Raw genomic sequence first — 16,379 nt, 5'->3', positions numbered from 1 at the left:
TTCAGACCTCGATTGTACGGTAAAAATCCAGGTTAGCGGTGCAGGCTGTTAGTTTTGTCATAAAATCATAACAGCAACCTCAATTACTCCCTCACAAATCTACTGATGAGTTATTACATTTCTCCTAACTTTCTCGATAAAGTTGCGGTGCACGTCACTAAAAACTTTTTAAATTTGCCCGGAGTAAGAGTTCCCCTAATTTTGGGAATTCACGGCCGCAAAGGAGAAGGCAAAACTTTTCAAACCGAACTGGTTTTTCGGCGGATGGGCTTTGAACCGGTGATGATATCTGGTGGGGAATTAGAAAGCCCGGATGCAGGAGATCCGGCGCGTTTAATTCGCTTGCGCTACCGGGAAGCGGCGGAGCAAATTCGGGTGCGGGGCGAGATGTGCGCCATCTTTATTAATGATTTGGATGCCGGTGCTGGCAGGTTCGATTCTACTACTCAATATACTGTCAATACTCAGATGGTCAATGCGACTCTGATGAATATTGCTGATAATCCAACTAACGTGCAGTTACCGGGAAGTTATGACAGTACGCCACTGCACCGAGTGCCGATTATTGTCACGGGAAATGATTTTTCTACCCTGTACGCGCCGCTGATTCGCGACGGGCGGATGGAGAAGTTTTATTGGGAACCCAGCCGGGATGATAAAATTGGCATTGTTGGGGGAATTTTTGAGTCTGACAAGTTGTCAAAAGCCGATATTGTGGGGTTAGTCGATCATTTTCCCGATCAGTCGATCGACTTTTTTAGTGCTTTGCGATCGCGCATTTACGACGAACAAATCCGCGAATTCATTCACCAAGTAGGAATTGAGCGAGTTTCCAAGCGTTTGGTAAACACTTTGGAAGCAGCGCCAGATTTCCAGAACCCGAATTTCAGCCTCGCTCATTTATTAGAAATGGGCAATTTGATGGTGGGTCAACAAAAGCGGATTCAGGAAATGCGCTTAGTAGATGAATACAACCAATCGCGCCTGTTCAACGTTCAAGGAACCCCCAAGGCTGCGGCGGCTGGGCCAACGCAAAGTGAATTAAACGACCCGTCATCCAAATATTATAAGGCTTACGTCGAGCCAAGTTCTGAAGGTGGTAACGGTCATGCGGCGCGGCTGAGTTCCGAGGTATTGGAACAAGTAAAACAGTTATTAGCAAGAGGCTGCAAAATTGGCATGGAATATGCAGATAATCGCCGATTTAAGACTGGTTCTTGGCAAAGTTGCGCGACGATTAACAATGCACAGGAAAAAGATGTGGTTGCATCTTTAGAAACTTGTTTGGCGGAACACGGCGGCGAATACGTGCGGCTGATTGGTATCGATCCAAAAGTTAAGCGGCGGGTAGTTGAAACAATTATTCAGCGGCCAGAAAAGTAGACAAGTAGGGTGCTATGCGGCGCACCTTACAAGTTCCAGTAATGCGCGTTTGGAAAGTTAACGTAGGGTGCTCTTCGGCGCACCTTACCAAAGAAGAATTCATAATTCAGAACCCAGAATCAAGAATGGGCTCTGTGGGACAGGATGGAGAATCGAGGTTTAAAGCCTCCGATTTTAATATGAGACAATAAAAAAATATTTCCTTACCGACACCCCTGACTTCATGCCTGGGGAATTGATAATTTAGAATTCTGTCTTCTGACTCCTTCTCATAAATTTAAATTAAATTCTGCAAAAATTTATCAAAAATTGCCCGATCGGGCATAGCACCTTGAGCACCCACTTTAGTTGTGCACAAAGCGCCCGCTGCTGCGCCCCACCGCACCGCCTCTGACAAGGACAGACCGGCATCTAATGCAGAGGCCAACCCGCCGTTAAAAGCATCGCCAGCAGCCACAGTGTCGATCGCCTCCACAGCAAAAGCCGGTACAAAAAAGGTTTCATCCGCAGTAACAGCAACAGCCCCGCGATCGCCCAATTTGACAATAACATTCTTGACACCGCGCTCCTGCAACTGTTTGGCAGCTACAATCGCTGTTTCCGTGTCATTCACCCGAAAACCGACTAACTGACTGGCTTCCACTTCATTCGGCGTGATAATGTCAATTAGCGGATAAAGTTCGATCGGCAAATCCGCCCTAGCCGGTGCTGGATCGAGAATAACTCGCACCCCCGCTTGACGAGCAGCTTTCGCAGCTTTTTGGACAATTTCCAGGGGAATTTCTAACTGTAACAGCAAGGATGTAGCTGGTGTTAACAGTTTTTGGAGACGTTCTATATCTGCTTCACCGACATTATTGTTCGCGCCCGGAATCACAATAATATTATTTTGACCTGTCTCGTCTACGGCGATAATTGCCACTCCTGAATGAGTGTTTTGGTCTATTAATACATTGTCTGTATTTACACCATAAGATTGTAAACTTGTCAATAATTCTTCAGCAAATTTATCGTTACCGACGCGACCGATGATGTGGGTGGAAGTGCCGAGACGGGCGGCCGCGACGGCTTGATTTGCTCCTTTGCCGCCGCCTGCCGTGAAAAAATTGCTACCGATGATAGTTTCCCCTGGCTGCGGCAACCGGGGAGTTTTTGCTGCTAGGTCGATGTTGATACTGCCGAATACGATGATGGTCATAAATTATTCAATTTGGTAATTGGTAAGCTGTAGCGCATTTAATTTGTAAGCTACTTTTTACTTAAACTCTTGTGGGGCGGGCAGGATAGCCCGGGGCAAGCAAGCTTCAATTTAAATGCCAAATAGCTTAATTGGTAATTAATAATTCTCCCATTCTCCCACTTTCCCCCTCTCCCTCTCTCCCCCTCTCCCTGTCTTCCTTAAGACGTGCTAGAACAGTTATGGTCTTCATCGGTCAATTCAATGGCTGCAATTACTCTCGATCGCAATCCCTGTGTCCTGCTAGTTGAAACAGACGAAGTTCTCGCCGGACACTTGAGTCTAGATTTAAAATCCTCCGGCTATGAACCGGTAGTAGCTTCTAACACCGCCACCGGCCAAAATTTAGCCCGTGAATTGCAGCCTGCTTTGATTGTAATTGACCGGATACTTGGCGCTGAGTCGGGGCTATCACTGTGTTCTTACCTCAGAAGTATTGGCAATCGGGTGCCGGTGCTGCTACTTGTCGGTCGTGATACAGTTGACGATCGCGTAGCTTGTCTGGAAGCTGGGGCGGATGATTATTTTCTCAAACCTTACCGCACTGAGGAGTTTTTGCAGTTGGTGCGCTTGTATTTGCAGCCGGATAACAGCAGCAACGAACAATTGAGGTTTGGCGATTTAGTTTTGGATTTGGCCTCTAGGCGGGCCCTGCGGAACGGACGGGCGATCGACCTGACGATGAAGGAATTTGAACTGCTAAAGTATTTGATGGAACATCCCCGCGAGGTTTTGACTCGGGAACAAATTCTGGAAAATGTTTGGGGTTACGACTTTTTGGGCGAGTCGAATGTGATTGAGGTTTACATCCGCTATCTGCGCCTCAAGATTGAAGATGAGGGCGAAAAGCGCTTGATTCAGACGGTGCGCGGTGTTGGCTATGTGATGCGGGAAGCTTGAAGCAGTCAGTTGACTGTTGACTGTTGGCTGTTGGCTAGTTCCAATGTCCAATATCCAATGTCCAATAGTCAATTAGCAATCTAAAATCTAAAATCTAAAATCTAAAATCAATATGAATTATTTAGCTACTTTGCTCGGTATTGGAGTAAGTATATTTTTGCTGGGATGTTCGCCGAATTTACCTGTCGCCAATGCTGGTGCTACTGGTATTGTGGCGGATCGGTCTCCGACTGCGACAACATCGGGTCAAATGCTGCCTGTTTCTGCTAGAGCTCGGATAGGCGATCGCCCAATCGAACTCGAAGTGGCGAAAACACCGGAACAGCAAGCTATGGGTTTAATGTACAGAACTTCTTTGCCGGATGACAGAGGAATGCTGTTTGAGTTTAAAGCGGCGCGGCGGGTCAATTTTTGGATGAAAAATTGCAAGATTTCTCTGGATATGATTTTTGTCCGGGATGGGGTGGTTGAGGCGATCGAAGTTTCTGCACCTCCTTGTACTGCCGAGCCTTGTCCTACCTACGGGCCCGATACTGCTGTCGATCGAGTGATTGAACTCCGGGGCGGGCGGGCTGCTGAACTCGGTGTCAAAGTGGGCGATCGTCTTGCAATCGAGTTTTTTCAGTAAAACTTCGGACTGTTTCAGTAAAAGCTGCAGACAGACACAATCCCCCGCTTTCCATCGCCCAGAGAGCCCCCTACCTTCGGAATACCGGAGAAAATTTAGAAACTTTACAAAAATTGATTAAATCTATTAGAATATTAATGTAACATTCAGTACAAACACCGAAAGATTTGCTACGATGTCGATCTCAGCCAGTCAGGACTTGAGCTTGTTTCCGGAAGCTGTAGATTGTTGGTCGCAGGTATGAGACGAGTCAGCGACTCGTTACCAATCCTGAGAGACGATACTCAGCCTCAAGGTATAGCAACACGAAAAGAAATTCTCTGGAAGTTCTGGCGAGCGAGGTAAATCTACTAAACCTATCTAAAGTAATATGCTACGAGCCAAGTTAATTGGCGGTAATTGGCAAACTTAACTTCTGGTAGCAGTTTTGGGTTTGATCGAAATATCTAACTAATTTTGCCGAAGTAGATTTGCGGATTCTGCATTTCGGCAGATGAAGTTAAACTCTGAACCTGGTTTAGTAGTTTTAGGTAGCAGAATAAATTCTGATTCGCGCTGCAAAGATGCCGAGGTATTCAGTTTAAGTTCGATCGCGATCGCAAGTCGATCGGGCCGACATCAGTAAAATTGCAAAACCTTTCACTTTTTGGGAAAGGTTAGCTTTACAGTCGCACTCAGCATTACGTTTGGCAGTTCAACCGCTAATACTGTTTTAACAGCTATCGACGGTTATAAGACAAATTTAAAACTGGCTTATTACTCATCAAAAACATCAGGTTCACATCAGAAAATGGTGTCCTATACTTAGAGGTGAAATCACATGGCACCCGCTACATACACTCGATTAATTCGATTTTTACAAGAAGATTTGGCAATTTCTCCCGCGTCAATTGCTGTCGCCGAACGTGTCGGCGGTGACAAACAGCGGCAGCCTGATAAAGACCCGAATTCCTTGCCGATGGTTCTGTGGCAATACGGTTTAGTCACTCTCGACCAGTTGGATAAAATCTTTGATTGGTTATCCCAAGCATATTAAAAGGATTTTAGATTTTAGATATAAATAATCAAAAATCCAAAATCCTTTAATAACTGGGATTAAGATTCAGCCAAAAGCTTCGCAGCAGCGGCAACGCCGGCACCAGGAGTGTAGCCTTCATGACCCAATTCTCGCAACACCACTTCTAAAGAGGAAATTGCTGCTAGAATATCGCGATCGGACACAAAGCCCAAATGACCGATTCGGAAGATTTTACCTTTCAAATGGTCTTGTCCGTCGGCGAGAGCAATGTCAAATCTCTTTCGCATCAAAGTCCGCACTTTTTGAGCATCTACGGATTCTGGTGGCATAACCGAAGTAATCGCAGGACTCGCGGCTTCGTCAGCGGCAAACAACGGCAAACCTAAAGCTTTGACAGCAGCGCGAGTAGTTTTCATTAAGCGTTGGTGTCGCGCGAAAACATTTTCCAACCCTTCTGTTTTCATCATCTGCAGCGATGCTTGCAGGGCAAAAAACATATTGACAGGGGGAGTAAAAGGAGTGGTATTTTTTGCAGCGTCTTTGCTGTATTTACCCAAATCCAAATAATAGCGCGGCAGTTTCGCAGTTTTATAAGCTTCCCAAGCTTTGGGACTGACGGCCACAAAACCCAAACCTGGAGGAATCATGTAAGCTTTCTGAGAACCCGAAGCAATGACATCGATTCCCCAAGCGTCCATCGGAATATTGACAGCGCCTAAGCTAGTGACAGCATCGACCATAATTAAAGCTTCACCGTGGGCTTTAACGTGGCGGTTGATGGTTTCGAGGTCGTTGAGGACGCCGGTGGAGGTTTCCGAGTGGGTGATGATGACAGCTTTGATTTGCTTCTCTGTATCTGCTTCGAGTTTTTCGCGGAAGTGTTCGGGGTCTAAAGGTTGGCCCCACTCGGCTTTAATAATTTCGGCGTTTAAACCGTAAGCTTCGGCGACTTCGGCCCAACGTTCGCCAAATTTGCCGTTAGTGCCAACTAAAACTCGATCGCCCGCACTCAAAAAATTAATTATCCCAGCTTCCATCGCGCCGGTACCGGAAACGGTTAAACTCAGCACGTCACTTTTAGTTTGGTGCAGCCATTTCAAATTTTCGGTACATTCTGCAAAAATCCCGTCAAATTCCTTGCTGCGGTGGCCCATCGGGTGTTTTGCCATCGCTAACAAGGCCGCTTCAGGTACCGGCGTCGGGCCGGGAATCATCAGCATTAATTTGTTGTCCATGATATTGTCCTAAGTTTTTCTGTGGGAGTTATATAGAATAAATCAAATACGATACGTCACGTCGCTACTCTAACTTTTTTAACTTTTAACTCCCTTGTGGTTAATTTCATTTAGAGACCAGCGGTGTTCTACCGCTAAGTTCGATCGCTCGCAGCTTTGTTCTAATTGCTTTTGAATGGCAAGGGCTTTACGCAGTGTAATAATAAGTTGGTGCACTTGTTGCTGCTGCGGCGATTGTGGACTGACAGCAAACATCGTTTTGCGTTCTAACAATTGAAGTAGCAATTCATAATGAATGTACGAAGGAAGGGGGATTGGCTCCATGAAAGCTAATATACCTCAGCGAACCGATACCCCATTGCAATTGCATGAGGCATCACAGGTGAACATTAGATGCCCGATTTTTTATTTGTTTTCTAACCGTACAATAACCCCCTGCTTTGCCGATCGAATATTCGGGGCTGGGTGCGTTGGACACGCTAAATCTTGCGATCGACCCGCTTACAGAATAGATTTAATTGCTGTCTGGCAAAATATTTCTATGCAATATAGCTTTGAGTGCTATTTTTTTTTACAGTAGCGCTTGAGTCGATGCAGGCTAGAAATTCTCATTATTTACCTACTTAATCATTTTTTATCAGAATTAAGGGTGGTTTGTCAAGCGGTCTCGCCTTTCACAGGCTGGGAGGGCGATCGGCAAGCGAGGCTAAAGCTGCACCCGGATCCGGCTGTTTGACTAGGGATTCGCCGATGAGGACGGCTTGGGCGCCGGCACTGGCAACTTGAGTTAAGTCGTCGGGAGTGTGGATTCCTGACTCGCTGACGATGAGGATGCCTTTTGCTTGGATTTCGGTTTGTCGATCGGCTAATAGTTGAGCGGTAGTTTCTAGGCTGACGGAAAAGTCTGCTAGGTTGCGGTTGTTGATACCGATCAGGTTGACGCCTTCTAGCGTTAATACTCGATCGAGTTCTTCGAGAGTGTGAACTTCTATCAAAGCTGTCATGCCCAAAGTCTTGACAATTTTTACAAAGTATTGTAAGTCTTTATCTGACAGAATGGCTGCGATTAACAATACAGCATCCGCGCCGTGAATCCGGGCGAGATAGATTTGGTAGGGATAGATGATAAATTCTTTGCAAAGTAAGGGTAAATCGACGGCGGCACGGATTTTAGCGAGGTTGTCGAAGCTGCCTTGAAAGAACTTTTCATCGGTGAGTACGGAGATGCAACTGGCGCCGTTTTGTTGGTAAGCTAGGGCGATCGCCACTGGATCGAAATCTTCGCGAATTACGCCTTTGCTGGGGGAAGCTTTTTTAACTTCGGCGATGATAGCGGGTGTGGTTTGGCCGTTTTTAAGGGCGGCAAGAAAGTCGCGGGTTGGCGGTGCAAAGGGGAGTTTTTTGTGAAGATCGGATAACGGGGTGCGATCGCGCTTTTGGGCAACTTCAGCTTCTTTTTGCCAGACGATTTCTTCGAGGATGTGCTGGGGTTCGGCGTCGGGTACGGCGATTTGGTAGCTGAGGTAGAGGACGGAGACGGATGTGCTGGGGGGACGGCGACGGATTTGAAGCATGATAGGGGGATAAAGGGCGATCGTAACAAGTTTCAACGTATTATATAATGGTTTACGATTAATCAAACAGAAACAAACCCGGATTTACATGAAAAAAATTTCCCAAAGCCTCAGCTTGTTTTTTGCTAATTTCTAGCTGACCGTTAACGATTTCAGTTACCGTCTCAACTGTGCCAATAATTTCTACTAAATCTGCTAGTTCTAAACTTCTAGCATCCATCAAATGCAGAAGTCTTGAGTGGGGAGTTGAAGCATTCAGTTGATAGTGACTTTCTTCAAAATCCTCAATTAGTTTGACTAAAAGTTCTAACAGAGTATCTTCTTCGGGAGTTAGATTTTTCCTAGATAGCAAGTTTTCAACTATTTCTAAAAAAGTATCGTTTTCATCTTCATTTTTGATGATTCGAGGTTGATATTGAGATAGCAGGCTGCTGTACCTGTCGGAGTCAAAAGTAAGGGTCATTTTTCCAGTTGCCTTTGTCATATTCTGAATGAGTCAAAATGTACTTGATATAAACAATCTGCTTTTGATAGTTAAGACTTACGATTAAGCGATATTTATTTCCTTTGATATTGAAAATTGTAAAATTTCCAACTGCTTCAGCTTGAGGATAAATAGTTTGAACTTCAATAAGTTTAGTCCAGTTGGCTTGACTAGCAATCTTGTACCAATCATCGAGGGCTTCGCAGGAATCAGCATGATTTTGGCAGTAGTCTCTTAATTTTTTGCGACTGATAACGTGCATTGAGCGATCGTTCAGATGTTTTGCAGATACCTAATTCTATCAAATTTAAGTGCGAACGGCTAAAACCCCAATTTTACTAAAAGGGTGATCGGGCTTCTTTTTCTATGTTTTGGCGGGGATAGTTAGTTTTGACATACTCTTTTAGTACGGGCCCAAGGCTGAAAAATGTACGTTCGCCCTCCGGGATTTTTTCAATTAATGAACGCCGTGCCAAGGATTGCATAATTTTCAACAATTGCGATCGAGATAATTGCAGATTATCTGGCACTTTTGAGATTGAAACTGGCGCGGTTTCACTCGCTAGCCATGACATTACCTGTTTTTCTGACTCGGATAAGCGATTAAATGGCTGATGGAGTAAAGATTCTAAATCACCTAAAAATAGTGTATCATCCGACAAGATTTCAGAGCTGTTGCCGTTAAATAAATCTTGAATCATTGTCGCAACTATTTTTAACCACAAGGGATTACCTCTGTACTGTTCAATTAATTCTGACCAGTTTTCATCTTCTGCTAAACCTTTTTCTCTGAGAATTTCCCCCGCGCCCGCACCTAAACCATTCAGTTGTAATGAACGAACGGGTTGATTTTTGCCTTCTAATGCGGCAATTTCTCTGGGTTGTTCCGAAGTGAGTAGGAGTAAACAACTATTGTGAGATAATTCTCCTACTTGCCGGAATAACGTGCCGTAATCTTCATATCCTGGTTGGTAATTACCTGCGAGTTGTCCGCTGCTGTTCACCATTTGTACGTCATCAAGTATCAGCAGACAGCGGTATTTTTGTAAGTAGTTTAGTAGGGGCAATCCCCCTGTGGTTGCTTTTTCCTCTGGGGCGGGCACGGGGACACCGCCCATACAGAAGCATTGAATTATATTTGTTTGAAGTATTGACAGGGGTGGAGATGTGGCGAGACTTCGCCAGATGATGAAATCAAATTCATGTTTGATTTGTTCTACTAGGTGTACGGCGAGTGCTGTTTTGCCAATGCCGACTATGCCTAGTATGGCGAGTAAGCGGGTGTTTTCGTGTAGAATCCACTGTTTGAGGGTGGTGCTCTCGGATGTGCGATCGTAGAAAATACCAGACTTAGGCATTTCAGCTAAGAATTGACGGGATTTTGGTTCAGTGTTGCCTTTGTTTACAAGTTCTTCATCGGTTGGTGAATTGGGGACTTTTGGGGACTGTGAATTATTTTCACAGACGTTGACGTTACCAATGTGTACAAAATCTTTATAGAAGTTCCCGGCACTTGAGAATTTTAATCGCTCGAATGTGACTCTAAAATTTGATTTATTGACTTCTTCACCTAATAATTCTGATAGTAGCTTCCATAATTCAGATGCAATATCTTTGACGTGGCCTTCACTACAGTGAGATTCATCTGCTATTATTGAGTATTTCTGACATTGTAAAGTACCCCGCAGTATCATCTCTTGCAGATTGTCTAAGTGTTTTCCCGTATTAACAAAAACTAGGTCGTCGGCAATTTTTATGACTTCTTGAACGTTCATAGGTTGCGTTGTTATTAGAGTTTAACTGATTGTATCCTACTTTTTCCTACTTTTTTTGATTTGAGTCGGTTGTTGAAGTCCCGACTTTTTCCGACTGGCAAAAAAGAAGTTTTTGCAGATGATGTTTACATAAAGATTTCCACTCAACAGTTATGAAAGGTATGAAACCCATTTCCGGTGTTTTTTTCGTTCTAGGTTTAACTATTTCGCTCCTTACTTCTAACCTGCCCACAAAAGCCCAAAGCAATCAAAATACTGGAAATACTGGTAAGTCTGGTTATATTGCTCAGAATGATGATGTAGAGGTTTTTCGCAATCCAACGGAAGGAGATAATATTCCAGTTGATGTAACAGTAAAAGGTGCTAGTGGGACAAATAGGACAGCACGTCAGCAAGGCGCCAATGCTTTTTGCAAGGCAAATCAATATACCCAAGCCCTAACTTTTGATTACGCACGTGATAGTACCGTCGGCACTATGCAGTGGAATCCAAAAAGTGAGCAATGGGAATTTTGTGAAAGATGTACAATGTACCTGACGAAAGTAACTTGTAAGTAAGCCGATTATTAAGCTAGCTAAGCTACAACTAAGTACCGTTCTTAAATCAATAGTCCGGACATTTTTTAGGTCGTAGTCTGAAACCCTTCATTTTCTATTGGCAGCTTGATTGCCAATTCCCAGGAGTGAAATAAGAAAAAACGTAAACTGCTCGTGGCGATCGCCCTTCTATTATTGAGGTGCGATCACTCTTTTTTGGAGTATCACTAATTCTGTTTCTCCAACACCATAGGGAATTTTTACCGCTTTGACAACCATTTATAAGACAAACTATAGTGAGTAGGAGAAAATCGGAGTGGGATATTTGGTATAACGAAATAATCCCGATCGCCCTCCAATCATTTACAACAAATATGAGCATTAACGATAAACTTAAGAACATACTGACGCAATTACGATCGCACTTCGAGCAACTGTACGGCGATCGCCTCACCCAAATGGTACTCTACGGTTCCCAAGCCAGAGGCGATGCACGCCCAGACTCTGACATTGATATTTTAGTCGTCCTCAAAGGGCAAGTAAACCCAGGCGAAGAAATTAAAAGAACCAGCCACATTCGAGCCGATTTGTCGCTCCAAAATGATGAAGTCCTTAGCTGTCTGTTTATGGACGAACAGCGATTTACGCACTATAACGGGCCTTTATTGCGGAACATTCGCAAAGAGGGAATTTCATTTCTCAATAAGCCTTTTACGGGCGGGCAGGATGCCCACCCCACAAAAAAACTTACTCTTTGTGGAACAGGCATCTTGCCTGTTCTGGAGAATGCTAAAAGATGCAATTGCGAGCACTTTCATCACCTTTAACTTGCTCTACCACCGCCGTAAAACAGTATGCCGAAATCCCCGACTTATTCAACAAGTCGGGGATATAAAACAAGAAAACAGCCCCTACAAATTAATGACTACCCGCTCCAGCCGCCCGTTTAAACGCCTCATCCAACACTTCCGAAAGGGTCGGGTGAGTGTGAACTCGGAATGCTAAAGTGTTCACAGAATCGCGCTGGGCGATCGCATTTGCCGCCTCCTGAATCAAATCCGAAGCGTGCAAACCGAAAATGTGAACTCCCAACAATTCCCCAGTATCTTTCCGGTAAATCACCTTAGCCATACCGTCAGTTTCACCCTCCGCAATAGCCTTAGAATTTCCCTTAAAATAACTCTTGACAGAACCGACCTCAAACCCTTCAGTTTTTCCTAACTCCTTTGCCGCAGGTTCCGTCATCCCCACATAGCTAATTTCCGGGTGAGTAAACGCCGCCGCCGGGATACTCAAATAGTCAACTTCGCGGGCACGGCCACAAATATTTTCCACCGCAGCAATTCCCTGAGCAGACGCAGAATGCGCTAACATCATCTTGCCATTAACATCGCCGATCGCCCACAAGTTTTGCACCGGTTCTCCCGCCGCCAAAACCTGCATCTTATCGTTCACTGGGATATAACCGCGCATCGTTTCCACGCCAACAGTTTCTAACCCCAAATTCTTACTGACAGGAACTCTGCCAGTTGCTACCAAACAAGCATCTACTTCCAAAACTTCGACAATTTCCTTAGTCTTGAAATCAGCTAATTCAATAATCACCGGCGAACCAGGAGTAATCTTCTTAGCCAAAACACCCACTTTTGTTTCAATATCGCGGGGTGCAATTAACACCCGTTCTGCTAACTTAGCAATATCTGGATCGAAAGTCGGCATCAACTGATCTAGAGCCTCAATCATCGTGATTTCACAGCCCAGTGCGGTGTAAATATCGGAAAACTCCAAACCGATATAACCGCTACCAATAATTGCAATCCATTTCGGTAGCGATTCCAACCTGACAGCATCGTCGCTGGTAAATACAGTTTTGCCGTCAAGTTCTATCCCGGGGGGGACGAAGGGAACCGAACCGGGAGCGAGAATAATATCCTTGGCGGTAATAGTTTTCTCGCCTTTATCGGTTTCGACGGTAATTTTTTGAGCACTGGCAATTTTGCCCCAACCTTGGATGACATCGACGTTCAAACGTTTGAGGCTGTTGGTCAAGTCGCCGCGAAGTTTGCTAACAATAGTGTTAGCGTGATTGGCGATCGCCCCGCGATCGAAATCCACATTTCCCAACTGAATTCCCAAAGTCTTCAGGTGGTGAGCATTCCGCAACTCTCGCACTCGCCCCGAAGCCGCCAATAGCGCCTTCGAGGGAATGCAGCCGCGGTTGACGCAAGTCCCCCCCATGTCCCCTGCTTCGATAATTGCCACTTTCAGCCCGCAGCTAACCGCGTGTATGGCCGCGCCGTGTCCGCCCACGCCAGCGCCGATAATTGCTAAATCGTAATCAAATCCCTGAGTCACCTTAAAATCTCCTAATGCCTTTGAAATCTTAGGACTCAAGCAAAAAACACCGTCTCTCCGTCCTTTCGAGGTGGCGCGTTGCCATCGCAACCTTTGAACAGCGGTAATAGTTGCATAAGTCCTGTCTCCTTATTCTCGACTAGACTAGGGTTAATTAGACAACGAAAGAGCCGTAACTGAGATTTTTTCAGGGTCAATGATTTTGAGCTGGGTCTGCACCAAGTCTCAAATCACTCAGTAGGCGGGTGTAGAGTTAAATATAGTTTGAAGGCTGACAATGGCCGCTGCAAGTTTTATATGGGGCAGCAAGTTCAGCAGCAGGCATTCCACCGTCCGGTTAAATTGTGTGCGCTTGCTTGTTTTAGTCGGGTTTTCATGTCTGCACGCGCCGGGGGCGGGCAGAGTTTGTTGGCAACTTTTACAGTCTATGGAGTAGCTTATGACGGATGACGACCAGAAAGATTTACGCCGGGCCTCGGCTCAATCATTTTTTGAGTCCCTGGATGAATTGTTCGATTCTATAGAATCGAACAGCACTCAAGCGGCACAACCTAAATCTCCACCGCCTCAGGCCAAGTCTTCGAGTCAGTCTTCGAGTTTGCCGAAGAAGACTAGACCTGCGAAAATTAATTTGTCGGATTTTGAAGATGCGATCGCCGATTTGGAACAGTTTATCCAGAGCAAACACCAGAAACGCCCGGAATCCAATCAATAGTGCGATGACACATTTTCAAGTAATGACGGTTGACGGTTGACGGTTGACGGTTGACAAGCGAAAAATTTTAGACCGAAGTTCCAGCTCCCAGATTCATCTGTGGAGTCAATTTTTAAATCTCAAATCTCAAATTTCAAATCTCAAATCGACTGGCTGTTAACGGTGCTTTCGGCTTAAGCTGCTTAGGTTGCACCTACAAAATATTCACATTTGGTTGAGGATTGCTTTACAAGAATCAAGCCACATAAATTATCTCAATTTACTATTAATAGCCTTGTTTTTAGGCTTTGACGGCTGCGGTAATTGCCTCGATCGCACTTCTATCGCGCGATCGCCGATCGCAGTCACAGGGAACTCCAATTCATCAAGATCATTGCGGAACTTGACCGGAATATCAGCACCGTTAATAATCGCTCCCAACAGCCGCGGCCCGGATTTATGCGACTCGTCATCCTCAGATTCCAGCAACTGATCCGCAGCCTCAGACAACATACTAGACAAAGTGTAACCAGGCCGCGCCACCAAAATCATACCGTCCGTGTACGGTTCCAGCGTCAGCGCGTCGTTGCACTCGCTCAATGCTGGAGAATCCACCACGACAAAATCAAAGCGGTTGCGAACATCCTCAAACAATCTCCGCATTTCGCTTGATTCTAGTACGGCCGAGGCTTGCCGCAAAAAGCCGGGACTCGGCACAACGTATAGATTCTCTACCTCTGGAACCAAAAGGACGCACTCGCTAATATTGCCGTAATAGTGCAAAGGTTCCACTGTCGCCAGAGGATCAGCAGCAATTTTCAAAGATTCAACGTTAGAAGGCGATCGCAAATCTGCTTCAATTAGCAAAGTCCGTTTACCCGATCGAGCCGATGCAATTGCCAAATTGTAAGCACTAAAACTTTTCCCCTCCAAAGGCGCCGCCGAAGTCAACAACACCACCTTCACCGGTTTGTCCCCAATCCGGCGCAAATTAGTACGCAACCGCTCGTAAAATTCCAAATAGGGAGAATTTGCCTCCAGGGCCAGAGGCATTTCATCGCCGTAGGAATCAAACACCGTCACTTCAGGCAAAACTCCCAGTATCGGCACCTCTTTTTCCACCAAAGCCGCCCGCACTTCTTCCCAACTGTAAAACTTGCCGTTGAGCATCCCCAACAAAAATATCAACCCCCCGCCCAGCAGCAATCCCACAAATCCTCCCACCGCCAGCATCACGGGCAAACCTCTCTTGTTTGACTCAACGTCATCAGTTTGCGGCAATTGGGCGATTCTCAAACTCCCCGTTGTCTCAGCTACTGCCGCCTCAGCATCTACCAAAGCCGACTGCATCTTGTCGTAGAGAGCTTTTTTGAACGCCACTTGCTGGGCCAAACGGGCTTGTTCTAACTGCTTGTTGGGGATTGTCGCGTGTTCCCGACGCAATAGCTGTTCAGTTTTCTCGATTCCTTGGAGTTGCTGTTGCGCCGCATCCCGCTGCGTTTGCAAAGCAATCAAAGTTTGAGCTAACTGCTGTCTGGCCGGATCTAAAGAAGAGTCTACCCGAATTCGAGCGGCACTTCTGAGGGGAGCCGCCACCCCGTTACCGCCGAGTACCTCAGATTGCCGCTGCTGCAACTGCTGCTCAAAAGCTTGTTTTTGTTTGAGCAATTCTACAATTTTCGGGTGTTCCTCCTGCAAGTCGCTGCGGAGAATTTTGAGCTGAGATTCGATCGAAAACAATTGCACTCGCAGTTGGGCAATAATTGGATCGGCAGAGAGTGCTTGAGCGACGTAAGCTTGCTCCACATTCAATCCCAAGCGCTCCTGCAAACTGTTAATTTGAGCTTCCATGCCTCCCAACTGCACGCGGAGTTGTCGCTGCTGCTGTTGGCTGCTGGTAATCGCTTGCGGCAAAGCACCGCTCTGAGCTGCTAAAATCGAAGTCCCTTCTCGTTTTTCGTAGGCTTCAAGTTTTGCTTCCGTCTCTCTAAGTTCCTGAGTTACTTTCGGCAAACGCTGGTTAATTTGGGTGATCGTTGCTCGCAGTCTAGAAGTATTAATACTTTTGCTGTGTTCCACCATTTCGTACATCAGCGTCTTTACTACCGCTTCTGCTTTTTTGCGATCGCCATTTTTGTACAATACTTGAATCAAAGCGCTGGGGTCATTATTCTTACTTGGCATCTTTATCTGCACATCTTTTCCCAGCTTTTTAGCCAAAGCTTGTATTTTTTCTTTCGCTTCTTCTTTGTTTAATTTTTCTTCGGGTTTGATGAGTTTTTCGGCTGCTGGTTCAACCACTCTTGTATCCAGCAGCATATCTTTAGTTATTTCTTGTCCTTCCTGTTGAATTTTAGTAGTAGTCGATGAAAAAATCACGCTCGGTCTGTCGTAGGCCAGCGTACCTATTGCAACGTAAACTGGCGCAGGCTTTGGCTGCACAGCCACTACTCCCGACACGCCAACAGTCACTGCGAGAGTAGCCAGTCCCACCCACTTGTATTGGTCGAAAGCAATTAAATAACGTTTAACAACGGATAAAGTCATGACGATTTTAGAT

18 protein-coding genes are annotated in these 16,379 nt (G+C 45.5%); 9 read left to right on the top strand and 9 right to left on the bottom strand.

Features of this window, described 5'->3' with window-relative positions:
• Positions 1-105: 105 nt before the first annotated feature.
• Positions 106-1,383, top strand: coding sequence for a ribulose bisphosphate carboxylase small subunit (locus QUA57_RS09855; protein WP_333060590.1), 1,278 nt, complete (start codon positions 106-108; stop codon positions 1,381-1,383).
• 277 nt (positions 1,384-1,660) lie between these two features.
• Here the strand turns inward: QUA57_RS09855 and rbsK are convergent, their stop codons facing one another.
• On the bottom strand, positions 1,661-2,581 hold the full coding sequence (rbsK, locus tag QUA57_RS09850) for a ribokinase (protein ID WP_333060591.1): 921 nt from the start codon (positions 2,579-2,581) through the stop codon (positions 1,661-1,663).
• A 243-nt stretch (positions 2,582-2,824) separates the two neighbouring features.
• Here rbsK and nblR point away from each other — a divergent pair, with 243 nt between their 5' ends.
• From nblR to QUA57_RS09830, 4 genes are all read left to right on the top strand, one after another.
• Complete coding sequence (nblR, locus tag QUA57_RS09845; RefSeq protein WP_333037968.1) at positions 2,825-3,520, top strand: response regulator transcription factor NblR; 696 nt, start codon at positions 2,825-2,827, stop codon at positions 3,518-3,520.
• A gap of 112 nt (positions 3,521-3,632) precedes the next feature.
• The gene (locus tag QUA57_RS09840; RefSeq protein ID WP_333060592.1) at positions 3,633-4,148 is read left to right on the top strand and encodes a DUF192 domain-containing protein; all 516 of its coding nucleotides are present in this window, start codon (positions 3,633-3,635) and stop codon (positions 4,146-4,148) included.
• A gap of 493 nt (positions 4,149-4,641) precedes the next feature.
• On the top strand, positions 4,642-4,773 hold the full coding sequence (locus QUA57_RS09835) for a hypothetical protein (protein ID WP_333060593.1): 132 nt from the start codon (positions 4,642-4,644) through the stop codon (positions 4,771-4,773).
• Positions 4,774-4,968: 195 nt separating this feature from the next.
• A complete protein-coding gene (locus tag QUA57_RS09830; protein ID WP_190737853.1) occupies positions 4,969-5,184 on the top strand; it encodes a DUF2949 domain-containing protein in 216 nt (71 codons plus the stop codon).
• A gap of 59 nt (positions 5,185-5,243) precedes the next feature.
• Here the strand turns inward: QUA57_RS09830 and QUA57_RS09825 are convergent, their stop codons facing one another.
• From QUA57_RS09825 to QUA57_RS09800, 6 genes are all read right to left on the bottom strand, one after another.
• Positions 5,244-6,401 (bottom strand): pyridoxal-phosphate-dependent aminotransferase family protein, encoded by a 1,158-nt coding sequence (locus QUA57_RS09825; protein ID WP_190737851.1) that lies wholly within the window; start codon positions 6,399-6,401, stop codon positions 5,244-5,246.
• 78 nt (positions 6,402-6,479) lie between these two features.
• Positions 6,480-6,725: a DUF5340 domain-containing protein gene (locus tag QUA57_RS09820; RefSeq protein WP_041623669.1), complete on the bottom strand. Its 246-nt coding sequence runs from the start codon at positions 6,723-6,725 to the stop codon at positions 6,480-6,482.
• A 350-nt stretch (positions 6,726-7,075) separates the two neighbouring features.
• Positions 7,076-7,975 (bottom strand): indole-3-glycerol phosphate synthase TrpC, encoded by a 900-nt coding sequence (gene trpC, locus QUA57_RS09815; protein WP_333060628.1) that lies wholly within the window; start codon positions 7,973-7,975, stop codon positions 7,076-7,078.
• Between the two features lie 58 nt (positions 7,976-8,033).
• Positions 8,034-8,438: a transcriptional regulator gene (locus tag QUA57_RS09810; protein WP_333060594.1), complete on the bottom strand. Its 405-nt coding sequence runs from the start codon at positions 8,436-8,438 to the stop codon at positions 8,034-8,036.
• Entirely contained in the window at positions 8,422-8,721 is a 300-nt protein-coding gene (locus tag QUA57_RS09805) for a type II toxin-antitoxin system HigB family toxin (RefSeq protein WP_333060595.1), read from the bottom strand. The genes QUA57_RS09810 and QUA57_RS09805 overlap by 17 nt, the downstream gene beginning before the upstream one ends.
• 76 nt (positions 8,722-8,797) lie before the next feature.
• Positions 8,798-10,234, bottom strand: coding sequence for an NB-ARC domain-containing protein (locus QUA57_RS09800; protein ID WP_333060596.1), 1,437 nt, complete (start codon positions 10,232-10,234; stop codon positions 8,798-8,800).
• Positions 10,235-10,386: 152 nt separating this feature from the next.
• On the opposite strand from QUA57_RS09800, the gene QUA57_RS09795 reads away from it, so the two are divergent.
• Both QUA57_RS09795 and QUA57_RS09790 read left to right on the top strand, forming a co-directional pair.
• Positions 10,387-10,791 (top strand): hypothetical protein, encoded by a 405-nt coding sequence (locus tag QUA57_RS09795; protein ID WP_333060597.1) that lies wholly within the window; start codon positions 10,387-10,389, stop codon positions 10,789-10,791.
• Positions 10,792-11,144: 353 nt separating this feature from the next.
• Complete coding sequence (locus QUA57_RS09790; RefSeq protein WP_333060598.1) at positions 11,145-11,597, top strand: nucleotidyltransferase domain-containing protein; 453 nt, start codon at positions 11,145-11,147, stop codon at positions 11,595-11,597.
• A 91-nt stretch (positions 11,598-11,688) separates the two neighbouring features.
• On the opposite strand, the gene lpdA is transcribed toward QUA57_RS09790, so the two are convergent.
• Positions 11,689-13,125, bottom strand: coding sequence for a dihydrolipoyl dehydrogenase (gene lpdA, locus QUA57_RS09785; protein ID WP_333060599.1), 1,437 nt, complete (start codon positions 13,123-13,125; stop codon positions 11,689-11,691).
• 264 nt (positions 13,126-13,389) lie between these two features.
• Here lpdA and QUA57_RS09780 point away from each other — a divergent pair, with 264 nt between their 5' ends.
• Positions 13,390-13,575 carry a hypothetical protein gene (locus QUA57_RS09780; RefSeq protein ID WP_333251070.1) on the top strand — a complete coding sequence of 62 codons (186 nt, stop codon included), beginning with the start codon at positions 13,390-13,392 and terminating at the stop codon, positions 13,573-13,575.
• Positions 13,565-13,840, top strand: a complete 276-nt coding sequence (locus QUA57_RS09775) for a hypothetical protein (protein WP_333060603.1) — start codon at positions 13,565-13,567, stop codon at positions 13,838-13,840. The genes QUA57_RS09780 and QUA57_RS09775 overlap by 11 nt, the downstream gene beginning before the upstream one ends.
• Positions 13,841-14,089: 249 nt before the next feature.
• Here the strand turns inward: QUA57_RS09775 and QUA57_RS09770 are convergent, their stop codons facing one another.
• The gene (locus tag QUA57_RS09770; RefSeq protein ID WP_333060604.1) at positions 14,090-16,366 is read right to left on the bottom strand and encodes a lipopolysaccharide biosynthesis; all 2,277 of its coding nucleotides are present in this window, start codon (positions 16,364-16,366) and stop codon (positions 14,090-14,092) included.
• Between the last annotated feature and the right edge of the window lie 13 nt (positions 16,367-16,379).

Source organism: Microcoleus sp. Pol7_B2, assembly GCF_036701035.1.
Classification (GTDB): Bacteria; Cyanobacteriota; Cyanobacteriia; order Cyanobacteriales; family Microcoleaceae; genus Microcoleus.
Note: the sequence above shows the minus strand (reverse complement) of the source record. Positions and strands in the feature narration are given on the sequence as shown.